This window comes from Anaerolineales bacterium (assembly GCA_037382465.1).
Lineage (GTDB): Bacteria > Chloroflexota > Anaerolineae > Anaerolineales > E44-bin32 > WVZH01.
Map to the genome: position 1 here is coordinate 1 of JARRPX010000008.1, position 23,502 is coordinate 23,502.

The window sequence follows — 23,502 nt, forward strand, 5'->3', positions numbered from 1 at the left end:
TCGCCGGGATCGTCGTCGAAGAGCACTTCCACGATCGGACTCCCGGAGACGAGATCGTCGATCGAGTCGACTTGGTCGCGGTACCACTTCGTTTCCGGAGCGCTCATCAGACGCCGGCGTTCCTGCGGGTCTTCGATGAGAACCGCTCGAGCGGGAAGTTCGGCCCGCAGCGATTCCTTCAGGCAAAAAGTGAACTGCGGCTGGGCCTTTAGATTGGCCAGCCAATCGCGCGGCTTGCGGGGACCTTTGCCGCCTTTGGCGTCCGGTGTACCGCAGATGATGATGCGCCCGCCGACGTTGGTGAACCAGATTTCAGTACGGCGCTGCAGCCCCGATTTCGCACCGGTGGTAATGATGTCGATGGTGCGATCGGTTCGCAGGGCTCGTCGAATCGCATCCTCCTTCCGGGAGGCGCCATCCGCCGGCGGTCTTCCGGCTTCGATTTCAACCGGCTCGATTCTCACCGTCACGCGCGTCTCTTTTTCACGTTGTTCAACGGGGAAGATGTCGCCGTAATAATGCGTCTTGCCTGTGTACCGCCGCACCAGATCGTCGAGGATGGCTTCGGCATTTTCCTCGGTGATATCCACGACCAGGCCTCGAATCGCCAGCCAGCGCCGATCGTCTTCGGGGTCCATCACCAGCAGAGCCACGTTGGGGTTGGCCTGCATGTTGCGTCCCTTCTGTCGTTCGCGTGTTGTGCAGATGAGAACGTGTTTGCCATCGTAATCCGCCCACACCACACTGGACTGCGGCGTGCCGTCCGGCATCATGGTAGTGAGCACAGCGTGATTGGCTTCGGCGAGCAAATCGAGGTGGGAGGCGGGAATCGAAGTCATATCCAGAATTCAACCCTCTACGCGGATGCGCGTCGGCGCCATGCGTACACAGATGGTATTGTCGATTTCCCGCATCTGCTTCGGAAGGGAATCATCATCCTTTCCAATCTCTATGATTTCCCCGCGGATTTCCATGTTGTGCAACGGATTCCCGCGATCGTAGGCGAGGATGGAGACTCTGTGGTTTTGCCTCACGCTGCTTTCGGATGCTGAGCCTCGCTCGATGACGAGCAGGAGGTCGTTCCCGTCAAGCGCACACCAGATCGGAGCGATGCGCGGATGCCCCGCAGTATCGACCGTTGAAAGATAGAACGGGTAGGTCTTCTCAAACAGATCCTGGTGTGATTCCGGGTAAGGCATAAGTAAGTGCTACGGCTCTTCCGTTCCGAAAAGCCAGGCCTCGGCCTCCTGTATTTCGCGAAATACTCTCGTGTTTACATCCGTGTCGCCCATCTCTGAGATGAATTTTCGCGTAAAGCCGAAGTGCAGATCGGAATGGGTTACGATGGCTCGGCGGTAGTTCTTGAACAAGGGCCGTAGTTGAATTTCTTGATCGATGAAACGCTGATAACCGTCGATCGAGAATTCCTGGTGTTCGACGGATCGAAAATCGGCGAGCTCTTTCATGTTTGGCCCGAATTGCGGATCAGCCACGAGTCGGGCGCGAAAGGCCAAATGGTCTTCCGTGGTGAGCACACCGTCGGCCTCGACGAGAATTAGGTTGCGTTCGGAATCGATACGATAGGAGATTGGCATGGCATACAGTCAAATTCTCTAATCTATGCTGCACGATTCACTACTGGCTTGAATCCCTCCGATCATATTATCGTTGTGCGCTGAGTGCAAACGTGCGATGTGCCGGGATTCGAATGGTACAGAGGAACGAAACCCCATCCGTTTCCTTACCAAATTCCCGGCAACAAGCGGTAGCGTACTTTTTGGGCATATTCTCGATACCCCGGGAGCTCTTCCAGCAGCGTGCGGTCTTCCAGCGCCGTGCGGACGACGGTCAGGGCGATGACGATCACGGTCGGGATCACCAACCAATAGGAACTGAAGAAAACCGGCGCGGCGAGCCAGGAGAGCACACCGCCGGCATACCCTGGGTGGCGCACGAAACGATACGGGCCTGTGCTGACGACGGTCTGGCCGCGATCGTGCTGGATGCGTACTTGAGAGGAGAAAAAGCGGTTGGACAGCATGGCCCAGGTCCCGATGTTGCTGCCCAGGAAAATCACCAGCAGGGCGGCGATCTGAATCCCATCGGGCAGATCGGGAGTCCAACCGAAGCGCTCGTCCAGCCCGGCGATGATCCAGGAGACAAACGGCCCGACGAGCGCCGTCAGCGGCATGAGCACTCGATCCCAGGGCTTGACGTCTTCCTTGCTGCCGGCTTCCGAGCGCTCTCGGGCCATGTCCGGGCTTTTAATCAACACGAGGGCCCGGCTGGAAACGAGCACGATCAGCGCGTTGGCCGTGTACGCCCATCCTTCCCACCAATCGAGACGGCCGGCGCAGAGGAAGAGCACGCAAGGCATGAGCGCGATCAGGATTAGCAGACTGATAAGGCCCCTCCAGGGAATCCCATGATTTTCATGGTTGGTCGTTGAAGCGTTCATGGGGCACCTCCGGGCAATAAAAAATTCGCTTCCCCGATAGATCTCTTAGAGAAGCGCGATCGTGATTGCTTGCGAAAATTATCCCCGAGTTCGCGATTCAGCGCGGGACAGGTGGCTGACGTTCATCCGACGCTGCCAGGTTCTCGGCAGGATGAAATCGGATGGCGTGCGGGGAAGAACTCATCGTCGATCCAACACGCGCACGCCGGCTACGATCAGCACGCTTGCCAGGAGAAGCCATATGATTACGACCATGGCTGCGCCCAACTTGCTCGTGGGCTTGCCGGACAACATTTTCTCCTGTGCCTTAAGGCGGCATTCGAGCATAACCGGTTCGGGAATCATCTTCAGCGCCAGCGCGATGCCCAGGGGCGTGATAACCAGGTCATCTACGATCCCCAACACCGGTATGAAATCGGGAATCAAGTCGATGGGACTGAATGTGTGCGCCACGACGAAAGCCACCAGCGCTTTGGCGTACCAGGGCACCCTGGGGTCCCTGCTGGCCAGGTAAACGGCATACGTCTCGGTTTTGAGATGCTCGATACGCTGCTTCCAGGCTTCGATCCTGCTCACGATAACGACGTCCTCGAGTTCCTCGTATTCGAACTGCATCCCTGCGATCCGCTGGCCGCCGTTCCGGGATTCCGCAAACTCGAGCTGGTGAGGCACTCGTCTCTACTGGGATCGCGAACAGAAAGCGATAAGCCAAATCTTAGCTTAGAGCCAATCCCGCCTGCGGAAGAGAACGACCACCAGGAGTGACAGGACAAGTGAGAGGATGAGCAGATTGCCCAACGCACTCGTGCTCTTGCTCCCCGGTAGGGGAACGTTCATGCCATACAGGCTGGCGATCAGCATGGGAATACTGATGATGATCGTTATGGCGGTCAGGAATTTCATCACCGTGTTGAGATTGTTGGATACGATGGATGCAATCGCGTCCATCATCTGCGTGAGGAGATTTTGCGAGATACCGACTTGATACACGGCCTGCTGAATTTCGACCAGAACGTCTTCCAATATCTCCTGGTTCTCGGAAGACCATTCGAGAACATCGGTCTTGCGTAATTTCTCCAGCAAGACCTCGAGGGAATTCAGTGCGGTGGTGAAATAAACCAGACTTTTCTGGTAGTCCAGCAGCTGGAGAATTCCCTGGTTGTGCAACGAGCGCTGAAGACGTTCCTCCACTTCCTCTGTAGCGTGGTTGATGTCGTCCAAACTGGCCAGATATTCCGATGCGGTGTGGGAGAGGATGTTCAACACGAAGGTGGTTTTTTCCTTCAGGCCATATCCGGCCGGCGGGCTTTGGGAAAATTTCCCGGCCACACCCATTTCACAAGGTTCGACAGTCACGATGTTTTCCGGCAGCAAGTAGATACTCACAGGCATGGTGATGTAGGGGATGCGAGCGTCTTGGGCCTGGCGCAGGGGAAAATGCAGCACGATGACGATGGTTTTCCCGCGCCGCAGGATGCGCGGTCTCTCATCGAAATCGAGCACGTGCCCGAGGAGTTCTTTGGGCTGGATGATTTTTTCGAGTTGGGCGAGTTCGGATTCCGTCGGGTCGGTGACGTGAACCCAGCTTTGAGGACCGATGTGATCGGATGTTTTCAGAATCCCTTCGGTTACCTGGTAGACCTTAATCACGAGAGACACCTCTGGGAGAATGTGGACTCGCGTTTCGAATCGCGCGGTCAACGTCCACTTTTATTGGTGATAGAACGCAGTCCGGCCGTGATTATACTTCGCTTGCTGAATGGAACGTCTTGGTAATATGTGCTTGGCGGAAGTCCCACTTTGTACTGGATAGGTCGTATCGCTGTATGCGTTCGATGTTGATTGGCGCCTGAGGCTCGCCTACCTTGTAGATCACGTCGTCTCGTTCGTGGCGGTGAAAAGCCATGCTTCTGCCTCATCGATATCGCGAAAGACCTGCACCTCAGGCAACGTATCGGCGACGCCGGCGATGTACATGCGGGAAAATCCGAAATGCAAGTCGGAACCCGTCACAATGGCAATGCGGTACTCTCCAAGGCGGTCGGCGTACATATTTTCCTGCTCGAGGAAACGATTGAGTCCTTCGGTGGTGTGCACGTGTTTTTCGACGGAGCGGAAATCGGAGAGTTCTCGCATATCGGGACGGAAGGCGGGGTCATTCACCAACCTTTTCCGGAAGTCGAGTAAATCGTCATCAGTTAGAATGCCGCTGCCCACGGCCAAGACGAGATTTCTTTCGACGTCGATGCGATAGGAGATTGGCACCGTGTCCTTTTTCCTCTTCATTCCAATATAGGGCGCAATCCCTCATCGACTATCTTACACTACTTTTAGATTCATGCCAGACGGAGATGTAAGGAAGAAAACTTATGCGTGATGTGGTTTAATGGGATACGATTTCGCTGGAAAGGGATGGGAATGGCTTCGATCGAATCTGGTTTGACGATTGCGGGCAGCGCAATTGCGATCAATTTAATGCTGGCCTTGATCAAGATCAGTACAGGCGTTCTGGGGAATTCATATGCGTTGATCGCCGACGGGATCGAATCGACGGCAGATATCTTTTCCTCATTGATCGTTTGGAGCGGGTTGCAGATTTCTTCGAGACCTCCAGACGAAGATCATCCCTACGGTCATGGGAAGGCCGAATCGTTGGCCGGCATGGTCGTTTCGTTGTTCTTGATCGCCGCGGCTATATTCATTGCCGTCCAGAGCATTCGAGAGATTCGTACGCCACACCATGCCCCGGCTTGGTATACGCTGCTCGTATTGGGCATCATCATTACCGTTAAGGAACTGCTCTACCGCAGGATGACCAACGTCGGCAATCGGTTGAACAGCAGCTCGCTGCGTAGCGATGCCTGGCACCATCGTTCGGATGCGCTCACCTCACTCGCCGCTTTCGTCGGGATCAGTATTGCCCTGATCGGTGGAAAAGGCTTCGAGCAGGCGGACGATTGGGCTGCACTGCTGGCCAGTGGGGCGATTCTGTTCAACGGCGTTCGGCTTTTTCTGCCGGCGCTGAACGAGGTCATGGACGCTGCGGCTCCGGAACAGGTGGAACGCCAGATTATCGACCTTGCCGCGAGCGTCGAAGGTGTGGTGGCCATCGAGAAGTGCCGAATCCGCAAGAGTGGCCTGGGATACCTGATGGACATCCACGTCGAGGTGGATGGCGACATTTCTATCCGCGAAGGGCACTACATCGGGCACAGGGTGAAAGATCGCCTCATGCAGTCGAATTTACCCATCGTGGATGTGGTGGTGCACATCGAGCCTGCCGGTGGGGTAGGAACTTGATCCGCTTCCCGTATTGATGCGCTTTTACATGTTAGTTGTTCCAGGATGTCTGAAGTAGAAGAACACTTTCGTACAGCATTGGCATTCCGTCGTCGGGCCGATCAAAAAATAGTGTAATCATCATGCGGTAAGGCTGCCGAAAAAAAGAGACTTCGTCCGTGGTGAAGGGCGAAGTCTCTGTAAAGCTTGGTATCAAGTAAATATTGTCACTCGCATTGACAATATGAAGGTTTCCCGGCTGTATCCGTCCAGGTGCCGCCAGCAGCGATGCAGTCATCCTTTTCGAGATCCTGCGTACAGACGAGGGGAGGCGATTCTTCGATTTCCGGGTCGTTCCATTTCGAGACCTCGCTGGTGTCGCCGCTTTCCTGGTTGTCGACTTTGCGCACGTAGCAGGTGTCGTTGCCGTCCGGATTTTCGATGATCCACCACTCCTCACGGATGTCTTGCGCCACGATCGCAGCCGTCTCGCCAGTCAGGAAGTAACCCAGTACGGGATATTTTTGCGGATCGGGGCCGCGCAGGCACTGCTGGTCTTTGAGCGCTTTCACGAAAGGCAGTGAAGCCTGACCGGCACACAACAGATCCTCGTTCGTGATGAAGAACGAGCGGGTTTCCGAGAACGGACCCATGTTCTGACCCTTCATGGCGGCTACGCGCCAGTAATACCTCGTACATTGCGCCAGCTCGGGAGTCGTCACGTACGTCATTGGGGAGGTTGTGGCTCCCACGAGCGACGTACCGCCGAATTCGGGATCATCTTGCAAGTCGATGTAGTAGCCAGTGGGTAGGCAGGCGGGTTCGCCAGGTTCGTAGTGCAGTTTGAGGATCGTAATGCTGGTTGTATCTCCGTCGTGCGGCGAGACCAACACCGGTGCGATCAATGCCGAAACCGAGCTGCAGAGCGGGCCGGTGAAGAAAACCCGCATGGCCGAATCCGGGCCGTGGACGCCGTCCGTCCAGGCATTGACGGTCCAGTAATACATCGTCGCCGGATCGAGCGGTCCCTGGGGGTATTCGGCATCAGCGGGCGGCCAGGTCGTGTGCAGGCCATCATCGGTATACCCCATTCGCGCCCAACCATATTCCGGATCTGGCGAAATAAGGATGCGGAAAAGCTCCGGGACGCAGCCTCCGGTGTAGCTCCATTGGAACAGTTCGGCCGGGATCGAGCCTTCCGACGGATCCGTACCGAGGTAGGCATAGTGATACGGCGAGATTAACGCCGGTGGGACGAGATCATCAGGCGTGCAGTTGGGGAGTATCGCGATCTCGGGGTAGGCTTCCGCCTGCGCGATCACGATGTTCCCTCCGACCGTTACTTCGACTTCGAGGGGATCGCTGTACATGTTGTAGCCGGATGCCTTCGCTCGAATGGAAATCAGGTGATCGCCAGGGGCGCTCGGCGTCCAGAGCAGCTCGCTGTAGAAGACGTGTCCGTATACGGATCCACCCGATCCATATCCCAGCGGCTGCACCGTGCCGATCGCGTTGCCATCGACCCGCACCTCAAACAGATCGATCCCGCCGAAGCTGTGACCGCTGAAGCGGATCAGATACGGCGCAAGAGGAATAGCGCTGCCTGGCTGGGGGTCGTAGATTTCGTGCATGTATGCAGGGAGATAATTTTGCAGATCTACTTCCGGGACATCAGCCTGTTCAACCTGCTGCGGCAGTTGTTGTTCAATATCGATGTCGGGACCAGGCTGGGGTTGCTGTTCACCACAGGCACTGAGAACGAATACGAGAACCGTGAGCACAAAGTAGTATCTTGACTTCATGGAAACCTCCTCTCGTTTGAACACGGCGACCAGGTTGGGTGCTTAATCCAACCGCCTTCAATAATAACAACGGTCGACGAAGGCAGAATGTGACAGGGACCGTAATTATCTGACTGATTGATGCGTTTTTCATTATCCGCTGCCACACATTTCCACGCGTAACGCGGGCGTTCAGGTAAGATTTGGCTTTGTGCAACGTTTCGACACGCCCACTCGAGTACGTCCAATTCCTATCCGATGACGATGAGCTTTCGGGCTTGTTCCTTGCAAATCCGAAGCGATCGACCGCTGAAGACAGTACGTACATCAGGCGAGATTCTGCAGTGTGGGTTGCCGATGGGATCGTTGGGAGAAGCGAGCCGGAATATCAATTCCGTGTTTGAAGGTGAAGCCGGTTCTTTTGCTTCCGATCAGGTTGTTGATGCGATTGTTGGTTTTTACGCACCCGCTGCTTCGTCCTCCGGATTCCCGAATAACCAGGTCTCGGCCGCTTCGATTTGGCGGAAAACGTGCAGCACGTGCCCTGACGAGGATGTACAAGATTGGTATACTCGCGCCATTCCGAACCCGATGTCCGAGTCGGTGACGATGGCTTCACGGGTGTTCTGCAATTTGTCTGCATGGGCCAGATCGATTGCGATGTATCGATTCACACCATCGACGGTGAATTGGTCTGCCTGGATGGACCGAAAATCGGTGAGGATCCTCATCCCTGAGGACATCTGAGGACTTTCGAGAAGCTCGTTTCGGTAAGTGGCCATATCGTTGTCTTTAACCATTCCTCTGGCGGTGATGACCACAAGGTTATTATCTGCGTCGATGGTATATGAGATCGACATAATCGCGTTCCCTCAAATTTCGAATTCGATAGTGATGAACAAAATTGTACATCCAATTTATCACCATGAAAAATCGTCTTTCCCAGCAAAGTGCGACGGCGGATCTTGGGTGCATATCCGGGTTGCAGGCCGTTTCTGCAGTGGCAGCCATAGTCGATTGGCTCCAAACCTCGTTCCGCGGGGTTCTTATCGAATTTCCCGTCCATTCACTCTTCCATGTATCCATTCATCTCGAACAGACTGAGCAATCGAAAGGGATTCGATAGACGAATCCGATCCGACTGTGCAGAAGAATGGCTTTCGTTACTTAAGACGTTGAATGGATGTTCGATCTCGCTGGCAGTAAACGATTCCCCCTTATCGGAATGATTTCACTTTTCCGATAGGTCAAGCCAATGGCGCGCTTCTTCCATGTCTCGGAAGACTTCGGTCCTTTCATCGATGGAATCACGCATCATTTGGAACATTCGCGCAAATCCATAGGATAAATCATCTGGAGCTACAAATGCCCTTCGGCTCCACACAGTCGAGAATTTCAGACCGGTGAATTCATGTACGGCCTGTGTTGTGATTTCAAGCTTCTGGATGTTGGATAAATAATAAGCTGCCCGTAGGAAGGATCGAGTTCGGGATTGTCCCGCGTTTGTTTTTGATGTGTGATGATATCTTCGTCCGTGACGACACCTTCGATTTTGGTGAAGATTATTTTAGCTTCGTGGTCTATCCAATAAGTTACGGGCACGACTCTGCCCTCCAAGTACCGCTATTGGTGTGATGAATGAATGCGGGGTGACTTTCAAGTGTGTGTGGTTATTCAATCTTAGATGATGTATCGTCGTTCGTGCAATCCTGCCGGACATCCTGCGAGGAAAACGTCTCGACGGTGGCGTACAACTTCATCAAATCTCGGGCATAAGATGCAGTTCGTTTTCGAGCACTCCATAGAAAGGCGCCCTGGCATGCTGTTCGATCCAGGGTTTATGACCGCAACGTTCGAGAAGAATGAACCGGAACTCGGGAAGCACCGTTTCGAGCGGCACACGGACTCCCTCTGCGGGGTGGGAATCGTGATCGCCATGAATGGCGACCACCGGGCATTGAATGCGTGCGGCAGAAGCCAGGAGTTCCCCACTGCGGCGCAATTCGGCCGCTTCCGGCCAGACACCCCGATAGATGTCGACCTGGAAATCGACGATTTCGGACTCGGCGGGCAGCGGATCGAAAGCATCTGCTATAGATAACAATTCTCCGGCGCGTCGAAACACAGACTTTGCCACTTCCTCCTGAGCAGCCATGATCTCCAGCAGTTGAGTCAATTCCCTTCGTTCAGCCGAGGAGAGGCGTTCAAGCCGAGTGGCATGCATGTCGGCGATGTATGCTTCTGTAAAACTTCCGCTGCCGATGAGGATCAGTTTGCAGACCATGCGCGGGAATCTTTCTGCGAACAAGATGCTCAACCAGGCGCCCCAGGAAAAACCGATCAACACGATCGGCAGGTCGGCGTGCTCCGCCAGAACGGCGTGCAGTTCCTCGACCTGGCCGGCAATCGTATTCGCTTGCTGCAGTGGTTCCAGGACGCCCCAATCCGATTCGAGTTCGCGGGCTACCGGCGCCATTTCGCCCGGCGCGCCGGGTCCTCCATGCACGACGACCACACGATAGGGTGCTTTTCCATACCGACGCAGGTTTTTCACCGGCTGCCTCCATTGCCAAAATATCGCTTCGTGCAAAACACCGAGTCCATTATATCGGTATGCCGGTATTTCCTCGCCGTTAACGGCAAAGGAAAAGAACGGCAACTTGTAGCATAACTATCGAAATAATGATTCTCCGGGGTGTTCTGAATTCATGCGGATGATGAGCGAAAATTGCCAGTGGGGGCGCACGGCACACGTGCGTTCGTTACCCGTCAGATTCGAGGGTGTTGGAGTTTCTCCTTGACCTACGAAGCTTATATTAAGCCTCGATCTATTCCACTTCTTTAGTATCTTCTTCGGCGACCAAATTCGCTGTGTCAATACGGTTTTCGTTGAAGTACATAAAGAGCCAGGGATAGCGGATCAACGCTTTATCGAGCCATTTGCGCGCGGTGCGGTACTTTTTCTGATACACTTTTTCGCTGATCTTCAAGAGCCATCCCATGACGTCATTCATCTCTTGAATCTGGCGTTGGGCATTCAGGAATTGTACGGTCGTGCGATCGAGGTATTTTTCCGTTTCCTTGAGCTTTAGAAACCAATCTGTCGTTGTAAATCGCTCTGCGCGCGCGTCGTTATCGGGATCGAGTATGGGGTGCCACTTACGTTCCTCTTGACTCATTTTCCCTCCTCCTGGTTATGCGCGTCAAATGGTAAACAAGCCCCCCTTGCTTCATGTATATTGATATTCCGATTGCACAATGTTCGCCTGAAAATCCTTGGCATGTTTCAAGCTGTGTGTAAATTAAAGGATACCATGGAAAAGTTCCAATTCCAACAGATTCACCATGGTTGTCATACAATCCAATATACGAAAAATCTCCTTTGAGATCAATGGTTATTAGGGGTGATTTTTTTGGACTGCCCGAGGTGAGTGAATCGGAGATCAACGATCTGCCAAATTGCCCTTAAATGCGGGATGCTCTTCCTTTCCGTGTTGCCCGAACGCACATTCGCATTAGAATAGGCGCACATGAACAGTCAGTCGAGAGATACACGAGGAGCATGGTTTCAGCACGGAAGAGGTAGTCATGAGTATGCGTAATTGGCGCCGACTGCGCCAGGTAACCCAGGTGTTGAGTTTGAGTCTGTATCTGTACTTGTTCTTCGCGATACTGCCAGAGCGAACGGCGTTTCCTCTGGCCGATTTGTATTTTCGACTCGATCCCTTGCTCGCCATGGGTGCGATGATAGCTTCCCGATCTTGGATTCCGAAGCTTGTGCTGGCGTTGATCACCATCGGGTTTACACTGCTGTTCGTGAGGATCTGGTGTGGATGGTTTTGTCCCTTGGGCACGATTCTGGAGTGGTTTCGCATTCGATCGCCCAAAAAGCGCAGGCAGCAGCCATCCGCGGATTGGCGAAAGGTGGGAAGAATTTTGCTACTGGTGATGCTGGTGGCGGCGCTGCTGGGCAATCTGTCTTTGTTCATCCTGGATCCCCTGACGCTGCTCACGCGTTCCATGTCCACGGTCTTCCTGCCCGCCTTCGACAAGGGAGTCACCGCAATCGAAGAGACCCTGTATAAGCTGCCTGGGTTGCGGCCGGCGGTAAATGAACTCGAGCGGCTGCTGCGAGGTCGAATATTGCCCGTTGAGCCCCAGGTTTTCACGTCGAGCTTCCTGATTGCCCTTATATTCTTCACTATTCTCGCTTTGAATGTGTTTGCAGAACGTTTCTGGTGCCGCTACCTCTGTCCTCTGGGCGCTTTATTGGGCTTTCTTTCCAAAATATCGATCTTCCGTCCGTTCATCGGCGAATCGTGCAAAGCCTGCGCACGCTGTTCGCGCGTCTGCCAGTTGGATGCCATCCGCGACGAACCGAAGTATGAGATCGCCCCTGCGGATTGCACGCTCTGCCTGGATTGTTTTACCGCTTGTCCTGCAAATGACATACGTCTCCGGCCGACGGTCAGCGTCGACGCGCTGCGTCCCTACGATCCGGCGCGTCGGGAGGTTCTGATGGCGATGGCGGCCGGGGCGATGGGCGTGGCGGTGCTGAAAAGCGGAATACGAAGCAAGGATCGCCATCCATTTTTACTGCGTCCACCGGGTGTCGGGACGGAGGACGTGTTCCTGGCGCATTGCCTGCGCTGCAGCGAATGCATCCGCGTTTGCCCAACTTCCGGTTTGCAGCCCGTGCTTGCGGAGGCGGGTGCGGAGGGCTTTTGGACGCCGCGTCTGGTGCCGCGCCTGGGATATTGCAATTACGGCTGCAACGCTTGCGGCCAGTCGTGTCCCTCGGGCGCCATTCCGGCCCTCGAACTGGAAGACAAACGCCGGGCGGTGATCGGGACCGCCAACATCGACAAGGATTTATGTCTGCCCTGGTCGAAAGGGGTACCATGCATCGTGTGTGAAGAAATGTGCCCCATTCCGGAAAAAGCCGTCAAACTTGAGGAAGCGACGGTCATCAACGCTGATGGTGAAAGTGTGACTGTGCAGCGTCCATCCGTCCTCGACCACCTGTGCATCGGCTGCGGGATTTGCGAATACAAGTGCCCCGCGCAGGGAGGCGCGGCGATACGCGTCCGCCGTCAGGCGTAACCCTGGGTTTGCCGTTCACGAGCGCGCTTGTGCTGAAACGCAGAGGCGGCTCGCAACTGCGGTCATCCATCGATGGGTTGGCAATTGGGGCAGATGAAACTGCTCGTGCTCCCCGTCTTGATCTTTACGATCTCGGTCTTGCACACGGGGCAAGGCTGCCCTTCCTTGTATCCGACGAGAATGTCGTCCATCGTGAAGCCCCCTTTTTCCCCATGCAGGTTGACTTCATAGAATGCACCTCCCTTGTCGATGCCGGGTTGGAGACCGGCGTGGATGGATTCCGCCAGGCGTTCGATTTCGTCCTGTGACAAGGTATTCAAGGTGCGCAGCGGATGGAGTTTGGCGAGAAAGAGGATGTCGTGCACGTACGCATTGCCGATTCCCGCGATCGAAGTCTGGTCGAGAAGGAACGATTTTACCCGCGCTTTGCGCTTGGCAATGATCTGCCGTAGATCCTGCGCCGTGAGGTCGATGGCCTGAGGACCAAGCTTTGCAGTCATCTTGTGGTCCTGGAGGCTGTCGCTCGGCATGTAGTGGGCGTAACCAAACCACCAGAAGTTGATCGACAGGCAGGTATCGTCGTCGAAGCGAAAACTCAATCTGCGCTTCTCCGGCAGGTCGTCGCAAGGCGTGAGCAAGATTTCGCCTCCCATACCCAGGTTGAGCAGCAGCCACCCCTGATCGGTTTCGACGAAGATCCATTTTCCCCGGCTGCTGACGTCGTATATCGTGGCCCCTGTCAACGCCCGGACAAACTCCTTTTCAGGGACGTTCAGCGACTTGGGTTGAAGGATTTCGATATGTTGGATGGTCTTGTCGACCAAAGTGTCTTTCATCTCTTTCGATCTTGCGGTAATTTCCGGCAGCTCCGGCACATGCCGCTCCTTTGAATCATCGACTCGCTCGACGGTAAGTTTTCTCGACCCATCATAGAACAAATGTTTGATTTGTCAATACATCGATGCCCTTCATGTGGATGCAACTTTGAAGCAGACTAAAGCGTATAGCCTAATGAAGAACGGTCGATCCGCTACGCGTTTGTCGCCCGAAGTCTCGGAGTAAAGATGATCGAGCACAGGCGGTGGCGAGCGTTCGCTCGAGCGCGCAGGTGAGATGAAACGTCGTGTTTTCACAATATAATTGGAAAGACGCAGCGTGACTCAGCGAAGCGAGTACTTGATTTTCCACCTGTCTGGTGATCGATCCTGATGAACCTGCGATGGGTGAACTCCATAGGAGGATGATTATGCGTGACAAGGGACAACTCTGGCTGGGGGGTGTGCTGATCTTTCTGGGTCTGCTTATTTTATTGGACAACATCTTCGTCGATATTGCCTTTGGCGCACTCTTCTGGCCATTGGTGTTTATCCTCGTCGGCGTGTTGATCATCGTACGTCCGCGCATGGTCAGCCCGGAGACCGACGTCAACGTGCGTTTGTTTGGAGACACCCGCCAGATGGGAGAGTGGGATGCACATGACGTGGAGTACTGGTCTTTCATCGGGGACGTTAAAATGGACCTGCGTGAAGCCAACGTGCCCGCCGGAGAAACCGTCGTGAAACTGTACGGTTTCATTGCCGATCTCAAGATACGCCTCCCGGAAGACGTCGCGGTTTCCGTCGATAACATCGCACTCATAACGGAATCGAAAATATTTGGGAAGAAAATGGGCGGCTTGCTCACCCCGATCGATTGGAAGAGCGATGATTACGATGGCGCCAAGAAAAAGCTGAACATCGAGATGGTTAATTTCATCGGTGGTGTTACACTGTTCCGCGGCTGAGTTCGTTCGTGGAGAACAGCCAACCGCGTGTCCGAGAGTCCGTGGAACAGCACTGTGCGAGGCAGATAAGAAACGCAGGACGGTAAAGTTGGGTTATAAAAGGTAGATTGATGTCGGGAACATCAAGCGTGAGGCGTTTTTCGATTTACAGATCTCAACGTGTTGGAGGAGGATACGATGGCCGATCAAAGCTTTGATGAAAAAGAAGTTCAGAAAAGGGAAGAAAAAGGTGTGGACGAGAAGGATCGTCAGGACACCGTGAGTTCGTTGTCGTTTGCCGCGTTCTTGATCTGGGCCGGCGTGGTGCTGCTGTTGAATAACACCGGACATTTGCCCGTACTCACGGACTTCATCGCCCGCCTCAATCTGCCGACGAGCGAATTGCCTTTCGAAATCCCTTTTATCGATACCGAAGGTTGGCGGGTGTTCTTCCTCGGTGCGGGATTGCTCGTGCTGATCGAGATCCTCATTCGCCTCGTCGTGCCGATGTATCGAAGACCCATTGTGGGGAGCATCATCTGGGCCGCCATTCTGTTCGGCTTGGCCTTGGGCACCTGGCAGGTGATCTTGCCGATGGCGGTCATTGTCGCAGGGCTGGCGATTCTGCTGCGCGGCTTGATACGTTGACGAGCATCGTTCGAGTAGACGAATAACGTACTTCGCTGGGTATCTGGCCTTTCCACTACGGGGGAAAAAGGGCCGGCATCAAAGCGTATTGTTCCGATTCTGGTCGAAGACATAGGGGAGGGTTTTTCGTTTGTGCTCGTTGAGGACATCAACGGGCGAAATGAAAGCCAGGCACGCTCGGCAGGGCGGTGTTGGTCTACAGTGAGCGACGGAGATTGCTGCGGCTATCGCCGTTGCTTCGTTTTCTTTTAAGGATGGCGGATGTAAGTCGGCGGTAATTGATTAAGGAAACGTTAAGCATGTTGTGGCATACTATAGATGCGATCAATTCACCTTCGTGCCAGAAGCCTATCCTTGCGTATTAGTCAAGTTCTGTGAGTTGTTGGGTTTATGTCTCGCTGAACGATGAGGAGAGACGCAAGTATGGGCTGTTGTGAGGTGAATGGCGCGAATGGAGAGGAGGAGTTCAAATCGATACCTTGAATTCTAAAACCGCGAATAGCAGCAGCACTCGTGCACGAAATTCCCTTACGGCAGAGTCGGAAGCAGTCGAACTTCTCATCGATCTCGGGATGGAGAAGGGCTACGTCAATCTCGACGACATTCTCGCCGCGATTCCCCAGGCGGAAGAGAACGTCGATCTGCTGGACGAGTTGTTCAACGCGCTTCTTGCCGCGGGCATTCCCTACTCGAATAACGGCTACATTGCCGGGAATCACGATGTGCAGGAATCCGATGTCGAAGCGGCGACGAAGATTGCCCGGAATGAGGATACGGAAGAGGAGTTCCAAAACCAGCGCACCATCGATGCGGCCGATGCAGGTGACAGCATCGGTACGTATCTCAGCCAGGCGGCACGCGTTCCTCTGCTCACGCGTGAGGAGGAGGTCCTCCTCGCCAAACGCATCGAGCGCGGCCGCGATGCGAGCTGCAAACTTGCAAAAGCGAATGGTTCGGCGAAGAAGCGTGCCGATTTGAGGTGCCTGGTCGAGGACGGTGTGGCTGCACGCGAGCATCTGATCCTGGCGAACGTACGCCTCGTTTTCAGCGTGGCCAAGAAATACTGCGGACGAGGTATGCCGTTGATGGACTTGGTGCAAGAAGGCCACATTGGATTGATGCGCGCGGCGAAGAAATTCGATTACAAACGGGGCTATAAATTTTCGACCTATGCGACGTGGTGGATCCGGCAAGCGATTACCCGCTCCGTGGCGGATCAGGGCCGGACGATTCGACTGCCGGTGCACATGGGCGAGCGAATCAGCAAAATGTACCGCGTGCGTCACAGCTTGATACAATCCCTGGGACGGCTTCCGCGAACGGAAGAGCTGGCGGAAGCCCTGGGGGACAAAACCGAGAACGTCGCCAAGATGTTGCGATTTTCGAAGCATACTTTGTCCCTCGAGCTGCCGGTCGGAGAAGATGATGACGCCGTGCTTGGCGATTTCATCGAAGATGAAGAAGCGCCGCCGCCGGAAGATAAGACCGGACAGGTTCTGCTCAGGGAGCGCATGAAGGATCTTCTGGATACGCTGCCACCGCGCGAAGTGCGCGTTCTGCAATTGCGCTTCGGCCTGTACGGCACGCGTCAGCATACGTTAAATGAAGTCGGCCAGAAGATGGGCATCACGCGCGAGCGTGTGCGCCAGATTCAGGCGCAAGCCATCCGCCGCTTGCGGAAAAATTCACTGCGGCGGGAGTGGGTCGATTACGTTAGGGCGTAAAAAACCTGCTCGAAGATTTGATCGATACCGGAAGCACCCGCCAGGGTGCTTCCTTAATATATATGAGATCCGGCGTCGAGTGAGAAATCCGGAGATGTTTGTTAGATGCTTGCAGGGGCAGGTTTAAAATCTGCCCCTATTCCATACGCGGCGATCCATCCCATAGTTTGGCGGTCGCCCAGCGTTTGTCCTCGCACGGAACGGCCAGGCTCTCATCCGCCAATTTCTGCAACGCTTTATCGGTTTCCTTGATGCGCCAGCGGAACAGACGGCCAATGTCTTGCGCCGTCGCAGCGCCGACCGAGTCGAGATAGCGGCACGCGAGTGTGGTGCGTGCATCTGCGAGTGTGATCGGTCTGGCTTGTGATGCTACGTTCGTGAACCAGCGGTCGAAGAGTTCGTAAATGAAGGCATAGCGCCAGGCGCCAGCTTCGGCGATGCCGATGGGCACGACCCACAACCCGCGCTGCAGATCGGCGATGGCTTTATTGAAACGAGATTTCGATTGACCGGCGCTGAGGTGAGCCAGCCTGCGCAGCTGAATCGTGTGTTGAGGCCCGTTCCTCAACAATGCTTCCGCCACGCGGTACGCCTCGTAGGTCAAATGCCCATCTTCGTACGCCAGACGGTAGTCATCGATTTCCGCGACGCGGTCGGAGAGGGCGTAGAAAACGGGAATGACCTCGAGACTGACCAGCGTGGCTTTGCCGCGCAGCAGCTTTCCGTAATACCACTGACGTTTGTCCAGCATCTGGTCTTTCCAGCTCCAGGTGATGTGGCCCGGATCGTCGTGCTCGTCGGCCACGGGACGGTCGCCCGCCACCGCAGTCCACAGACTGGGGAGATCGAACGATTGGATCGGCCAGAGCGTCGCGAATCCGCGCGCTTCGACGAATGCAAGCGCATCGTCAAGGGTTTGGAGGCGGGTACCCGGCGCAGTTTTGTAAGTCCGGGCGCGGTAGGTCTGTAAGGATTTATCCGGAACGCGTGTCATGATGGTCCTATTCTACCCGTTTGCCATTTTAAAGAGGTTGAAAATCCACTTTCGAAAACACGTTCATTACGAATACTCGCTGCTCGATGAAGAATCCACACTCAAAGACTGTTCTGCCGGCAATTCTTGCTTGGAGAGATTCTGATAGAGAGATGTGTTTTTAATTCCCTTGATCGTGACCGGGTATACTCGTAGAATGGGTCCGATTGAGGGAGTGTTGTCGTGACAGAGAGGGATAACAAACGCTGGCTGCTGCGTTCGAAGATACATAAAGCCACCGTGACGTCTGCCGATCCGGACTACGTGGGCAGCATCACGATCGATTTGGATTTGATGGACCGGGTCGGCATCTGGCCGGGCGAGAAGGTCATGGTCGTCAGCAACGCGACGGGGGCGCGGTTGGAGACCTATGCCATTTCCGGTGTGCGCGGTTCGGGAGAGATCTGCATGAACGGCGGTGCGGCCCATTTGATTAAACCCGGTGAGGAGATCATTATCATGGGTTTCGCGTTGGCCTCAGAACCGATCGAACCGCGGATCATACTCGTGGACGCCGAGAATCGATACGTGAGGGATTTGTAGCCGGTTTGCTGTTCGATGATGTGGGGGAACGATCCAAAGGTTGCTTCCACGATTTAATATCGAATAATCGACCCTCGTTCCGTGTGAGTGAATCGTTGCCTGCGAGACAATCACAGCCTGTGGACGACTGGCCGGCCGTGGGAGTTGGTTTCTTGCTTTCGCGTAATTGCCGCGCTATGATGGATCCGACGTGGATGAGCCAGAACTGATTCGCTACGCCCAGCAGGGCGATTTGGATGCCTTCAATCGTTTGATCCAGATCTACGAGCGGCAGGTTTTTAATCTTGCCTGGCGCATCATGGGGGATTCGGATTCGGCTGCGGATGCAACCCAGGAAGCGTTCATCTCGGCATACAAGGCCGTCGTCCGCTTTCGCGGCGGTTCGTTCCGTTCGTGGATGATGCGCATCGTCACCAACGCTTGTTACGACGAACTGCGCCGGCGAAAACGGCGGCCGGCTGGTTCCCTGGAGAAATTGTTCGACGAAGTAGGCGTGCCTGAACCGGACGATCCGGGTGACCTGATCCACAAACCGGAAGACCCCGAAACGGCGACCGAGCGCGCCGAGTTGTCGAACGCCATCCAGGATTGCCTCAATCGTTTGCCCGACGATTTCCGGGTGGTCGCCGTACTGGCCGACGTCCAGGGCTATGAGTACGGCGAAGTGGCGCAAGTTATCGGAAAACCGTTGGGTACGGTAAAGAGTCGTCTGGCGAGGGCGCGGGCACGCTTGCGGGAGTGCCTGCAGCGTCACCGGGAACTTTTACCGGCGACATACCGTCTGGAAGATGAGTCGCCATGAACGAGATGAACGTCAGTAAACTTTCGAAGCAAGACCTCGAGAGGCTGTCTGCCTATGTAGACGGCGAGTTAGACGCCAGGCAAACTGCCCAGGTGGAAGCACGCCTCGAAAGGGACGAGTTGTTCCGGGAGGCACTGGCGGAACTGCGTCAGACCGCCCACTGGCTGCGTTCCATGCCGCAGGTCGCTCCACCGAGGCGATTCCGCCTCACGCCTGAAATGGTCGAACGGCGTCCGGCCGACCGCGCCTATCCGTTTCTGAAATTGGCCAGCGCAGTGGCTGTGACCGCGTTTGTGTTCGTGATCGGGATCGATGCTTTCAGGTCGACTCACGAATGGAAAGCCCTTCCGGCCAATCTGGCCCAACGTTCGGCCGCCGAGGCGCCGGGAGCAGCAGCGGATACGGGTGAGGCGGAGGAATATGCCGCTGAAGAATCCATGGTGGAGGCACTGGAAGCCGCCGCACCACTGGCGGAACCTGCGGAGGAGGCGACCGAGCAGAGGTTCGCAGCGGAAGCGGAGGCGGACCAGCAGACGCAGCAACCTGAAGCCGAAATGCCGGCGGAAGAATCGGAGGGGCAGCCGGAAATGCCGCTGGAAGAATCTCCCGCAATCGGAAAAACCTCACAGGGAGCCGATAACCTCGGGGGAACGGGGGTTGAAGAAGCCGGCGGAGAGCCGCCGGCTGAAGCGGAGGCCGCCCCGACTGTGACGGCTCCCATCGAAAATGAGGGGACGCTGGTTGGAGAGGAAGCGCCGGAGAGAGGATCGTCGGTTCGCCAGGTCGAACCGATCCGCCTGCTCGAATTCGGGCTGGCGCTTCTGTGCATCGTGCTGATCAGCGCAACGCTGCTGATGCGTGTATCTTCCCGGTGAACGATCCGTCCGCGATTCGATTCTGTGTGTTGTGCGGCGCGCAAACGAAGCTGCAGGAGCGTTTCGGCCGTTTACGTCCGGTTTGTACTTCTTGCGGTCATATCCATTTCCAGGAGCCAAAAGTGGCCGCCGCCGTCATCTTGGAGCGGGAAGGGAGGATCTTACTCGTGCGCCGCGTGAACGAGCCGCAGCAGGGGAAATGGTCCTTGCCGGCCGGTTTCATCGATGCCGGTGAGGATCCCAAAGAGGCCGCAGTGCGAGAGGTATATGAAGAGACCGGCTTGCGGGTTCGTGTCACAGAATTGCTCGACGTGATCGGCGGGCGGGAATATCCCAACGGAGCCGACATCGTCATCTTGTACTCCGGCGTGATCGAAGGGGGAGAACTGGCCGCCGCAGACGATGCAGATGCGGCAGCGTTTTTTGACTACGAGGCGTTGCCGGCGATAGCCTTTAAATCGACGCAAAAGGCGATCGAAAATCGGCAGCGGTAGCCTTGAATCGAAGGTTCGTTTCATTCGATTTCGGATAGGGGGAAAATCGTCTTTGCAGCCGTTTAGACCATCGGGCGTCCGTCACGTGCAGAAGGAAGGAAGGTATAATGAACACTCGTTCGGGCGGTGGAACGCGGTTTCATCTCCCGCACGCATGCTCGAGATCAGCGCAGTTCGAGCAGACCCATGATGGGCAGATGCCAGTTTTACTGCGTCGTTATTGGTTCGAGAGGGTAACATGGAAATCGATGTGTTCACCTTGTTTCCGGAGGTGATGCAGCCGTATCTGCAGTCAAGCGTGTTGGGTAAAGCGCAGGACAGCGGTCTGCTCTCGGTTCGCCTGCACGATATTCGCCAGTACGCGGCCGATCGCCACAACACCACCGACGAAGAGCCATACGGCGGTGGCGGCGGCATGATCATGAAACCGGAGCCGGTATTTGCGGCCGTGGAAGACGTACTGGGGAAAGAGATCGATTCGATCTCCATCATCCTGCTCACCCCGCAAGGAAGGGTGTTCGATCAGCGTACGGCGAAGGAGCTTTCGCATCACAATCACATCGCGTTGATCTGCGGACGATATGAGGGCGTCGACGAGCGCATCCGCGAACACCTCGTCACAGACGAAATCTCCATCGGCGATTACGTGCTTACCGGCGGGGAACTACCGGCGCTCGTGGTCATCGACGCTGTTGCACGCTGGCTTCCGGGGGTGCTCGGTGACCGGAGCGCCACGCACAAGGACTCACACGCCAACGGCCTTCTCGAATATCCACATTACACTCGACCTGCCGCGTTTCGAGGTTGGAAGGTTCCGGATGTGTTGCTCTCCGGTGATCACGCCCGCATTGCCGCATGGCGCCGCGCAGAGTCGTTGAAGCGAACTGCCGAACGCCGGCCCGATCTGCTCGAACGAGCCGAACTCGATGATGAGGACCATAAAAAATTGTCTCAGGGGGATGAAAACGATGAATAGCATGTTGAACATAAGACCAATGGAGGAACGCGTGGAACGGAGCTCTTCGGTGTGGAATGGTGTCCGTATCACTCTCTTCTTGCTGGCCGCAATGGCGATTGGCGCCTGTCAGCCGCCGCAGGACGTCGATTTGCCGCTTACGATCGACGGTTCGAAAACGGCGACGCCGATCGTCGAACCGACGCCGGAACCACCGCCTCCGAAAACCCTTTTTGTCTGTCTGAACCAGGAGCCCGCTTCGCTCTACATTTACAACCCACTGTATTTCAGTGGAGATTCCAGCGGGGAAGCGGATGCCGTTCTCCAGGCACTGTATGATGGACCGATCGACATCGTCGATTACCAGCCTGAAGCGGTCATTCTGGACGGCCTGCCGAATCTCGCCCGAGGGGAAGATGCCCGCCTGGAAGAAGTTGCGGTACACACCGGAGAACTCTATTACAATCCGAAAACCATGCAGCCGGAGGTCCTCGCATACGGCAAGGAGTATCTTCCCTCCGGATGTGCGGGATCGGATTGTCTGCTTACCTACACCGGCGGCGAGGTCTTCATGCCGCGCATGATCGTCGAATTTCATCTGCTGCCCGGTTTGACCTGGTCGGACGGTTCTCCGCTGACGGCGCAGGATTCGGTCTACTCCTTCGAACTCGATCGCAACGCCGACACGAACTCGATCAAATATCTGGTGGATCGCACCCACTCCTACGAGGCGCTGGACGACGACTTGAGTGTCCGTTGGACGGGAATTCCCGGCTTCATCGACGCCGAATACAAGACGAACTTCTGGTCCCCTTTGCCGAAGCACGTTCTCGAGAGTTTCACGCCCGAAGAACTACTAACAGCAGATGCCGCCAATAAAGACATCCTGGGATGGGGCCCCTATCAAATCGATTCGTGGTCCGCAGGCCAGCAGATCGTGATGACACCCAACCCGTACTATTTTCGTGCTTCCGAAGGGCTGCCCAAGTTCGATCGCCTGATCTTCCGCTTCCTGGGGGCGGATGGGAACGCGGCCATCCAACAGTTGCTTACCGGAGAATGCGATATCCTCGACGAATCCCTGATCCCGGACCAGGCGCTGCCTTCGCTGATCGATCTGCAGCAGTCTGGTGAGCTGTCGATCGTGGACGGGCCCGGTTTGTATCTCTTCCGGATGGACTTCAATCTATCTCCCGTGGGGCAGGAATTCGATAAGGGTCTCTTTGCCGACGCGCGCACGCGGCAGGCCATCGCGGGCTGTATCGATCGTGAAAGCCTCGTGCAGGATATCTTTTACGGTCTCGCATCCATCTCCAATACCTACCTCTCACCTGATTATCCGGCCTATGCCGGCGATCTTGATTTCGTCGCCTACGACGTTGAAGCCGCTCAAGCGACCCTCGACGCATTGGGATGGATCGATACTGACGGCCTGCCCGAGACCGCCAGAGTGGCGCAAGGTGTGCCCGGGGTGTCTTTCGGAACACCGCTTTCCTTCAGTTACAGGACGACTGCGGGTGTCTTCAACGAGGCGCTGGCCGAGTACATCCAGGCGGAGCTCTCCGTTTGCGGCGTCGAGATGACGATCGAATACGAAGATGCTTCCACGTTTACCGCCCCATGGCCCGACGGACCGATTTTCGGCCGCGGTTTCCAAACGGTCGGCTGGGCCTGGTTGGACTGGTGGACCCCGCCGTGCGAGATGTTCGCCGGGCGAGAGATTCCCTCCGCCACGTATGAGAATGGCAGCAATGCCAGTGGCTTCGACAATCTGCAATATAATGCCGCATGTGAGCAAATCTTGTTGGGAGCACCGGAAACGCAAACCTATCAAGATGCCGTCTTGCTTACCCAACAAGTGTTTGCACAGGAAATACCCGCCGTTCCACTCGCCATTCCGGCGCGGATAATGGTGGCCAACACCGATGTTTGTGGATTCGACTTCGTGCCCCTGGCGGACAGCGGCTTGTGGAACATCGAATCAATAGATTCGGGGGACGGTTGCGATAGTGAATCTTGAGTGATCCAATATGTCTGTACTTTTA

General features: G+C 55.5%; 24 protein-coding genes. 11 read left to right on the forward strand and 13 right to left on the reverse strand.

Going from position 1 to position 23,502, the window contains the following annotated elements; all coding sequences use genetic code 11:
• The 7 genes from P8Z34_03740 to P8Z34_03770 form a co-directional block, all read right to left on the reverse strand.
• Positions 1–839 (reverse strand): TIGR03618 family F420-dependent PPOX class oxidoreductase (locus P8Z34_03740; GenBank protein MEJ2549778.1); only part of this gene is annotated, 839 nt, incomplete at its 3' end.
• A 9-nt stretch (positions 840–848) separates the two neighbouring features.
• On the reverse strand, positions 849–1,199 hold the full coding sequence (locus P8Z34_03745; protein ID MEJ2549779.1) for a pyridoxamine 5'-phosphate oxidase family protein: 351 nt from the start codon (positions 1,197–1,199) through the stop codon (positions 849–851).
• 9 nt (positions 1,200–1,208) lie between these two features.
• Complete coding sequence (locus P8Z34_03750; GenBank protein ID MEJ2549780.1) at positions 1,209–1,595, reverse strand: hypothetical protein; 387 nt, start codon at positions 1,593–1,595, stop codon at positions 1,209–1,211.
• A gap of 146 nt (positions 1,596–1,741) precedes the next feature.
• Positions 1,742–2,458, reverse strand: a complete 717-nt coding sequence (locus P8Z34_03755; protein ID MEJ2549781.1) for an isoprenylcysteine carboxylmethyltransferase family protein — start codon at positions 2,456–2,458, stop codon at positions 1,742–1,744.
• A gap of 180 nt (positions 2,459–2,638) precedes the next feature.
• Positions 2,639–3,073, reverse strand: coding sequence for a YkvA family protein (locus tag P8Z34_03760; protein ID MEJ2549782.1), 435 nt, complete (start codon positions 3,071–3,073; stop codon positions 2,639–2,641).
• A gap of 105 nt (positions 3,074–3,178) precedes the next feature.
• A complete protein-coding gene (locus tag P8Z34_03765) occupies positions 3,179–4,108 on the reverse strand; it encodes a magnesium transporter CorA family protein (protein ID MEJ2549783.1) in 930 nt (309 codons plus the stop codon).
• 222 nt (positions 4,109–4,330) lie between these two features.
• Complete coding sequence (locus P8Z34_03770) at positions 4,331–4,723, reverse strand: hypothetical protein (GenBank protein MEJ2549784.1); 393 nt, start codon at positions 4,721–4,723, stop codon at positions 4,331–4,333.
• Positions 4,724–4,876: 153 nt separating this feature from the next.
• Between P8Z34_03770 and P8Z34_03775 the strand changes: the two genes are divergently transcribed.
• On the forward strand, positions 4,877–5,758 hold the full coding sequence (locus P8Z34_03775) for a cation diffusion facilitator family transporter (protein ID MEJ2549785.1): 882 nt from the start codon (positions 4,877–4,879) through the stop codon (positions 5,756–5,758).
• A 206-nt stretch (positions 5,759–5,964) separates the two neighbouring features.
• Here P8Z34_03775 and P8Z34_03780 read toward each other — a convergent pair whose 3' ends face one another.
• The 4 genes from P8Z34_03780 to P8Z34_03795 form a co-directional block, all read right to left on the reverse strand.
• A complete protein-coding gene (locus P8Z34_03780) occupies positions 5,965–7,539 on the reverse strand; it encodes a hypothetical protein (GenBank protein MEJ2549786.1) in 1,575 nt (524 codons plus the stop codon).
• A 437-nt stretch (positions 7,540–7,976) separates the two neighbouring features.
• On the reverse strand, positions 7,977–8,378 hold the full coding sequence (locus P8Z34_03785) for a hypothetical protein (GenBank protein MEJ2549787.1): 402 nt from the start codon (positions 8,376–8,378) through the stop codon (positions 7,977–7,979).
• Positions 8,379–9,277: 899 nt separating this feature from the next.
• Positions 9,278–10,108, reverse strand: a complete 831-nt coding sequence (locus P8Z34_03790; GenBank protein MEJ2549788.1) for an alpha/beta hydrolase — start codon at positions 10,106–10,108, stop codon at positions 9,278–9,280.
• A 238-nt stretch (positions 10,109–10,346) separates the two neighbouring features.
• Entirely contained in the window at positions 10,347–10,697 is a 351-nt protein-coding gene (locus tag P8Z34_03795) for a hypothetical protein (protein MEJ2549789.1), read from the reverse strand.
• Between the two features lie 409 nt (positions 10,698–11,106).
• Here P8Z34_03795 and P8Z34_03800 point away from each other — a divergent pair, with 409 nt between their 5' ends.
• Positions 11,107–12,621 (forward strand): 4Fe-4S binding protein, encoded by a 1,515-nt coding sequence (locus P8Z34_03800; protein ID MEJ2549790.1) that lies wholly within the window; start codon positions 11,107–11,109, stop codon positions 12,619–12,621.
• 62 nt (positions 12,622–12,683) lie between these two features.
• Here the strand turns inward: P8Z34_03800 and P8Z34_03805 are convergent, their stop codons facing one another.
• On the reverse strand, positions 12,684–13,496 hold the full coding sequence (locus P8Z34_03805) for a DNA-formamidopyrimidine glycosylase family protein (protein ID MEJ2549791.1): 813 nt from the start codon (positions 13,494–13,496) through the stop codon (positions 12,684–12,686).
• Positions 13,497–13,867: 371 nt separating this feature from the next.
• Here P8Z34_03805 and liaF point away from each other — a divergent pair, with 371 nt between their 5' ends.
• The 3 genes from liaF (at position 13,868) to P8Z34_03820 (ending at position 16,755) form a co-directional block, all read left to right on the forward strand.
• A complete protein-coding gene (liaF, locus tag P8Z34_03810) occupies positions 13,868–14,404 on the forward strand; it encodes a cell wall-active antibiotics response protein LiaF (GenBank protein MEJ2549792.1) in 537 nt (178 codons plus the stop codon).
• Between the two features lie 177 nt (positions 14,405–14,581).
• The gene (locus P8Z34_03815; GenBank protein ID MEJ2549793.1) at positions 14,582–15,031 is read left to right on the forward strand and encodes a hypothetical protein; all 450 of its coding nucleotides are present in this window, start codon (positions 14,582–14,584) and stop codon (positions 15,029–15,031) included.
• A 479-nt stretch (positions 15,032–15,510) separates the two neighbouring features.
• Positions 15,511–16,755 carry a sigma-70 family RNA polymerase sigma factor gene (locus tag P8Z34_03820; protein ID MEJ2549794.1) on the forward strand — a complete coding sequence of 415 codons (1,245 nt, stop codon included), beginning with the start codon at positions 15,511–15,513 and terminating at the stop codon, positions 16,753–16,755.
• Between the two features lie 136 nt (positions 16,756–16,891).
• Here the strand turns inward: P8Z34_03820 and P8Z34_03825 are convergent, their stop codons facing one another.
• On the reverse strand, positions 16,892–17,749 hold the full coding sequence (locus tag P8Z34_03825) for a crosslink repair DNA glycosylase YcaQ family protein (protein ID MEJ2549795.1): 858 nt from the start codon (positions 17,747–17,749) through the stop codon (positions 16,892–16,894).
• A gap of 222 nt (positions 17,750–17,971) precedes the next feature.
• Between P8Z34_03825 and P8Z34_03830 the strand changes: the two genes are divergently transcribed.
• The 6 genes from P8Z34_03830 (at position 17,972) to P8Z34_03855 (ending at position 23,477) form a co-directional block, all read left to right on the forward strand.
• Positions 17,972–18,331, forward strand: a complete 360-nt coding sequence (locus tag P8Z34_03830) for an aspartate 1-decarboxylase (GenBank protein ID MEJ2549796.1) — start codon at positions 17,972–17,974, stop codon at positions 18,329–18,331.
• A 190-nt stretch (positions 18,332–18,521) separates the two neighbouring features.
• Positions 18,522–19,133, forward strand: a complete 612-nt coding sequence (locus tag P8Z34_03835) for a sigma-70 family RNA polymerase sigma factor (protein ID MEJ2549797.1) — start codon at positions 18,522–18,524, stop codon at positions 19,131–19,133.
• A complete protein-coding gene (locus tag P8Z34_03840; protein ID MEJ2549798.1) occupies positions 19,130–20,008 on the forward strand; it encodes a zf-HC2 domain-containing protein in 879 nt (292 codons plus the stop codon). The genes P8Z34_03835 and P8Z34_03840 overlap by 4 nt, the downstream gene beginning before the upstream one ends.
• A 122-nt stretch (positions 20,009–20,130) precedes the next feature.
• The gene (locus P8Z34_03845; protein MEJ2549799.1) at positions 20,131–20,502 is read left to right on the forward strand and encodes an NUDIX hydrolase; all 372 of its coding nucleotides are present in this window, start codon (positions 20,131–20,133) and stop codon (positions 20,500–20,502) included.
• Between the two features lie 238 nt (positions 20,503–20,740).
• The gene (trmD, locus tag P8Z34_03850) at positions 20,741–21,478 is read left to right on the forward strand and encodes a tRNA (guanosine(37)-N1)-methyltransferase TrmD (protein ID MEJ2549800.1); all 738 of its coding nucleotides are present in this window, start codon (positions 20,741–20,743) and stop codon (positions 21,476–21,478) included.
• A 31-nt stretch (positions 21,479–21,509) separates the two neighbouring features.
• Positions 21,510–23,477, forward strand: a complete 1,968-nt coding sequence (locus tag P8Z34_03855) for an ABC transporter substrate-binding protein (GenBank protein MEJ2549801.1) — start codon at positions 21,510–21,512, stop codon at positions 23,475–23,477.
• Positions 23,478–23,502 lie beyond the last annotated feature (25 nt).

What these genes read in the sequence shown, in the direction of transcription:
- P8Z34_03745 (MEJ2549779.1), bottom strand. Translation starts at nt 1,199, where the DNA reads ATGCCTTACCCGGAATCACACCAGGATCTGTTTGAGAAGACCTACCCG.
- P8Z34_03750 (MEJ2549780.1), bottom strand. Translation starts at nt 1,595, where the DNA reads ATGCCAATCTCCTATCGTATCGATTCCGAACGCAACCTAATTCTCGTC.
- P8Z34_03755 (MEJ2549781.1), bottom strand. Translation starts at nt 2,458, where the DNA reads ATGAACGCTTCAACGACCAACCATGAAAATCATGGGATTCCCTGGAGG.
- P8Z34_03760 (MEJ2549782.1), bottom strand. Translation starts at nt 3,073, where the DNA reads ATGCAGTTCGAATACGAGGAACTCGAGGACGTCGTTATCGTGAGCAGG.
- P8Z34_03775 (MEJ2549785.1), top strand. Translation starts at nt 4,877, where the DNA reads ATGGCTTCGATCGAATCTGGTTTGACGATTGCGGGCAGCGCAATTGCG.
- P8Z34_03780 (MEJ2549786.1), bottom strand. Translation starts at nt 7,539, where the DNA reads ATGAAGTCAAGATACTACTTTGTGCTCACGGTTCTCGTATTCGTTCTC.
- P8Z34_03785 (MEJ2549787.1), bottom strand. Translation starts at nt 8,378, where the DNA reads ATGTCGATCTCATATACCATCGACGCAGATAATAACCTTGTGGTCATC.
- P8Z34_03795 (MEJ2549789.1), bottom strand. Translation starts at nt 10,697, where the DNA reads ATGAGTCAAGAGGAACGTAAGTGGCACCCCATACTCGATCCCGATAAC.
- P8Z34_03800 (MEJ2549790.1), top strand. Translation starts at nt 11,107, where the DNA reads ATGAGTATGCGTAATTGGCGCCGACTGCGCCAGGTAACCCAGGTGTTG.
- liaF (MEJ2549792.1), top strand. Translation starts at nt 13,868, where the DNA reads ATGCGTGACAAGGGACAACTCTGGCTGGGGGGTGTGCTGATCTTTCTG.
- P8Z34_03815 (MEJ2549793.1), top strand. Translation starts at nt 14,582, where the DNA reads ATGGCCGATCAAAGCTTTGATGAAAAAGAAGTTCAGAAAAGGGAAGAA.
- P8Z34_03825 (MEJ2549795.1), bottom strand. Translation starts at nt 17,749, where the DNA reads ATGACACGCGTTCCGGATAAATCCTTACAGACCTACCGCGCCCGGACT.
- P8Z34_03840 (MEJ2549798.1), top strand. Translation starts at nt 19,130, where the DNA reads ATGAACGAGATGAACGTCAGTAAACTTTCGAAGCAAGACCTCGAGAGG.
- trmD (MEJ2549800.1), top strand. Translation starts at nt 20,741, where the DNA reads ATGGAAATCGATGTGTTCACCTTGTTTCCGGAGGTGATGCAGCCGTAT.